This window comes from Marisediminitalea alba (genome assembly GCF_002993365.1).
Lineage (GTDB): Bacteria > Pseudomonadota > Gammaproteobacteria > Enterobacterales > Alteromonadaceae > Alteromonas > Alteromonas alba.
Genome location: NZ_PVNP01000064.1, coordinates 1 through 1,394, shown reverse-complemented (window position 1 = coordinate 1,394; position 1,394 = coordinate 1). Strand labels below are relative to the sequence as shown.

Sequence of the window (1,394 nt, the reverse complement as noted above, 5' to 3'; positions counted from 1 at the left end):
TGTACGTTTTTCGGACCTTGAGACTATAAATTTCCCACCCTATTGATCAGTAGATTTACATTAAAATCATATACACACTGTGATGCCAATTCAAGATAAAGGCGCCATTGCTAGTAACTCACTCTCATACCTATAAACGACATCGTCCAGAGCAGACGTTACTGTATCAATTGGTCGAACGCCACTACCCAGAATTTCAGAAGCAGCTTTCACAAAAAGGGAAGTCGTTACCACTTCATGTGGTAAAAGAGTTTGAAGAGTTTCTTAGGTGTGGTCGGCTTGAGCATGGTTTTTTGCGTGTAGTTTGTGACGACTGCAAGCATGAGAAACTGCTGGCGTTCAGCTGCAAACGCAGGGGATTTTGCCCAAGTTGCGGTGCAAGAAGGATGGCAGAAAGTGCCAAGTTGTTAGTTGAAGATGTTCTTCACGGTTACCCTGTACGCCAATGGGTATTGAGTTTACCCATCCCGCTTCGTCTACTTCTAGCTAGGTATCCCAAACACTTAAGTAAAATCATGCAAATCATTCATCGTGCTATTTCTTGCGATATTGTGCATCGGGCTGGGTATCTTAAGAAGCAAGCAAACACAGGAGCGGTGACTTACATTCAGCGATTTGGTAGTGCACTGAATCTCAATATTCACTTTCACATGCTCTTTTTGGAAGGCGTTATCACTCAGGAGTGTGGACAGTCCAAATTCAAGTGCGTTAAAGCACCAAACCACAATGATATGGAAACCCTCGTGAATGTCATTAGCCATCGCATCGCGACCTACTTGGAGAAGGCCGGGCTCGTTCAACGGGATATGGACAACACATTTCTCGATTTACCCATGGATGACGAAGATAGTTTACTGCCCTTGCAAGCAGCCTCTGTCAATTACCGCATTGCTGTAGGACCAGATACAGGCAAAAAAGTCTTTGCCTTGCAAACCTTACCTGCCAAAGACGAACAACATTACGGTCAATTAGCTCAAATAAACGGTTTTAGCTTACACGCTGGGGTGTTTGCAGACAGCCATCAAACTGACAAACTGGAAAGGCTATGCAGATATATCTCAAGGCCAGCGTTAAGCGAGCAACGATTGAGTCTAACCGATTCAGGAAAAGTAAGATATCAACTGAAAACTCCCTATCAAGACGGTACCACACATGTCTTTTTTACTCCCTTGGATTTCATAGGCAAGCTCGCGGCACTGGTGCCAGTGCCGAGGCTAAACCTTACGAGGTTTTATGGCGTGTTTGCTCCCAATGCTAAGGTGCGTGCCGAGGTAACGGCTTCACAACGCGGTAAGAATAGCCCTCGCTTAGCAGAGCATCTGAAAGATTCAGATAAACCATACCATGCGCGAAGCATGTCGTGGGCACAAAGGTTAAAAAGAGTATTCAATATT

1 protein-coding gene is annotated in these 1,394 nt (G+C 44.8%); it reads left to right on the top strand.

The window, feature by feature from the left end; all coding sequences use genetic code 11:
* Nucleotides 1-107: 107 nt before the first annotated feature.
* The coding region (locus C6Y40_RS07865; protein ID WP_105934106.1) for a transposase at nt 108-1,394 on the top strand (1,287 nt) is incomplete at its 3' end.